Origin of the sequence: Pseudomonas sp. K5002, assembly GCF_013386655.1 — a bacterium.
Lineage (GTDB): Bacteria > Pseudomonadota > Gammaproteobacteria > Pseudomonadales > Pseudomonadaceae > Aquipseudomonas.
Map to the genome: position 1 here is coordinate 1 of NZ_JACARK010000745.1, position 3,234 is coordinate 3,234.

Below are 3,234 nucleotides of genomic sequence, written 5' to 3' on the forward strand. Positions count from 1 at the left end.
GCCCGCAGCAGGCTAAGCAGATCACGGCTGAGCACCCGCAAGGCCTGGGAGCGGCGCCGGCCCTTGGGCCCTTCAAACCAGGCATGGTCGCGCTGGCTGTCCACCGCCACCAGGCGGCTCAATGCTTCGAGCAAGCCTTTACGCTGGTCGGTACCCAACAGCTCCGAAGCGGCAGCCCGCACCCCGGCCTGCCAGGCGGCGCGCGCCTGAACCGCCAGCACCTGCTCGACCCGGCGCGGCCACAGAATCGTACTGGCGATGGAGGCACAAAGAATCCCCAGGCTGATCTCCTGGCAGCGTGCCACCGCCTCATCGAACACTCCCAGCGGTGCCGCCGTAGCGGGCAGCGCAATAATCGCCGTGGTGTAACCCGCCAGCACAAACCCATAGGACGCATGATTGCGCAGCAAGGATGCCCCCGTGGTGCAGAACGCCAGCCACAGCGCCATGCACAGCAGGAACAGCAGCGGCGCCTGGCCAAACACGCCGATCATCGCAATGGAAACCATGGCCCCGACAAACGTACCCACCAGCCGATAGGCGCCTTTGGCCAGGACCATGCCGCTGGTGGACTGGCCCACGATAAATACGGTGGTCAGGGCCCATTGCGGTTGCTGCAAGTCAAAACAGAAGGCCAGGTACAACGCGACCCCGCCGGCGATCATGTTGCGCAAGGCAAACAGCAGATCGCTACGGGACGGGGTCAACGTCGCCTGCCAGAAATCAGGGAGCTGGAAGGTGGAGGATTTCATTAAACCTACATATAGATAGCAAGCTAATGATTAGCATCGTATCTATATTTGTGGCGAATGCCAATCTCAGGCTATTTGACCAGGCGCTTTTCCTTGGATGGCCTGTAGCCAAAGTAGGCGCTGTAGCACTTGCTGAAATGGCTCGGCGAGACAAACCCGCAGGCCACCAGCACGTCCACCTGGGACAGCTCGGTGTGTTGCAACAGCCGACGGGCCTCGGTGATGCGCAGTTCCAGGTAATAACGCTGGGGCGTGGTGCCAAGCTGCTCCTTGAACAAACGCTCCAACTGGCGTCGGGAACGGCCCGCATAAACGGCCAGTTGCTCAAGCTCCAGAGGCTCTTCGAGGTTGGCGTCCATCAGGTTGACCACCTCGCGCAGGGGTGCGCTCAAGCACACGTTTTCCGTGGGTTTCACCCGCCGGTAGCGCGACTCCTCAAACGCCAGGATGTCCTCGATTCCCTCCACCAGCGCTTTGCCGTACAGCCCCTTGATCCAGTCCAGCGCCATATGAAACGCACCGGAAGGGCTCGATGCCGTCAGCCGGTCGCGATCAATCACATAGGGTTCGCTGCTGACCTGCGTCGCCTTGCAGAAATCAGCGAGGGCCGGGCGATGTTCCGGGTGCACGGCGCAGCGGTAGCCGCCCAGCAATCCCGCACGCCCCAGGAACCACGCACCATTCCACAAACCGGCCAGGCTCACACCCTGCTCCGAGGCGCTTTTCAGCAGGTGGATAAACTCCTCCGCAGCCTTCAGTTCAGTGCGATAGCCACCGCATATCACCAACAGGTCCAACTCTTTAAGCACCGAAGACTCAAGCCGCGCATCGGGCCGGATCACCAACCCCAGGTCACTGATCACCTCGCCTTCCCGCAAGCCGAAGGTCGAGGTAGAAAAAGAAGCGGGCCGCAGCAGGTTGGCGGTGATCAGCGTATCCAGCGCCTGGGTAAACGCCGGCAGCGAAAAATGTTCGAGCAACACAAATCCCGCACGCACCGTCTGGCGGGCCTCGCCGGGATTTTCATTCAGATAACGGAGGTTCTTGCCTTTCATGCCTCCGCTGAATTGCCGTCGCTCGATCAAATGCCTATGCCCTCACACGCTTCCAGAGGTTACCCACCACGCTGACCACCGCCAACACCACGGCCCCGGCAATGATCCCCGCCACTGCATTGAGCAACGTCGGCATCAACCACGCCAGGCCGCCAGTACTCTGGCTCACGGTCTCGATCCAGTGATGCACCACCGGCACACCATGGGTCAGGATGCCACCGCCGACCATGAACATCGCCGCCGTACCGATCACCGACAGGCTTTTCATCATGTACGGCGCCGCCCGCAAGATCGCCCCGCCGATGCTGCGCGCCGCCTGGCCGGGCTTCTGGGTGAGCCACAGGCCCAGGTCATCGAGTTTGACGATACCGGCCACCAGGCCGTAGACGCCGATGGTCATGACGATGGCGATACCCGACAACACGATCACTTGCTGCACCAGCGGTGCATCGGCCACGGTACCGAGGGTGATGGCGATGATTTCGGCGGAGAGGATGAAGTCGGTACGGATCGCGCCCTTGATCTTGTCCTTCTCGAAGGCCACCAGGTCCGTGGCCGGATCCGCCACGGCTTCCACCAGGTGCGCCTGCTCTTCGGTGCGTTTGTGGAAGAAGCTATGGGCGAGTTTTTCGAAACCTTCAAAACACAGGTAAGCGCCGCCCAGCATCAACAACGGCGTGACCGCCCACGGCGCAAACGCGCTGATCAGCAACGCAGCCGGCACCAAAATCAGCTTGTTGACGAACGAGCCCTTGGCCACCGCCCACACCACCGGAATTTCCCGCTCGGCGCGCACCCCGGAGACTTGCTGGGCATTCAGCGCCAGGTCGTCCCCCAGCACGCCGGCGGTTTTCTTCGCAGCCATCTTGGTCATCAACGCCACATCGTCGAGCACCGCAGCGATGTCGTCGATCAATACCAGCAAACTGCTTCCTGCCATGGCTCAGGCTTCCCGTGATTCAAAGTGCGCCGAGAATAACGCGGCGCACACCGGGTTAGCGAGCCGTTCAGTGCTGAGGGGTTTGCCAACCACCGCCCAGGCTCTGGATCAGCGCCACACTGCCCTGGCTGAGCTGGCCCTGGGTGTCGCGAAGATTCTGCTCGGCTTGCAGCAACACCAGTTGCTGGGTCAGCACGGCCTCCTGGCTCACGGTGCCGGCGCGCAACTGTGCTTCCTGGCTGCCGAACAGTTGCTGATTACGCTGGTACACCTGCTGGAACGCATCGGCCTGGGTTTGCAGGTGGTTGATTGCCGACAGGTTGTCTTCAACGTTCTGCAAGGCGCTGAGCACGGTGCCCTTGTAGGTCGCGGCGATCTGGTCATAGCTGGCCTCGGCCTGCTTGACCGCCGCTTCGCGGGCGCCGCCGTCAAACAGGGTTTCCGCCAGCGCCGGGCCCAACGTCCAGATGCGATTGGGCAGGGAGAA

At 62.0% G+C, this 3,234-nt stretch carries 4 protein-coding genes; all 4 read right to left on the bottom strand.

The annotated features are described in order from the left end of the window. Positions 1 to 752, bottom strand: a 752-nt coding sequence (locus HX846_RS27565; RefSeq protein ID WP_178966502.1) for an FUSC family protein, incomplete at its 3' end; no start/stop codon positions are given. Between the two features lie 71 nt (positions 753 to 823). Beyond that, entirely contained in the window at positions 824 to 1,807 is a 984-nt protein-coding gene (locus HX846_RS27570; protein WP_134327091.1) for a GlxA family transcriptional regulator, read from the bottom strand. A gap of 34 nt (positions 1,808 to 1,841) precedes the next feature. Beyond that, complete coding sequence (locus HX846_RS27575) at positions 1,842 to 2,747, bottom strand: DUF808 domain-containing protein (protein ID WP_178966503.1); 906 nt, start codon at positions 2,745 to 2,747, stop codon at positions 1,842 to 1,844. Positions 2,748 to 2,814: 67 nt separating this feature from the next. Beyond that, on the bottom strand, positions 2,815 to 3,234 hold a 420-nt coding region (locus HX846_RS27580; protein ID WP_178966504.1), incomplete at its 5' end, for a TolC family protein.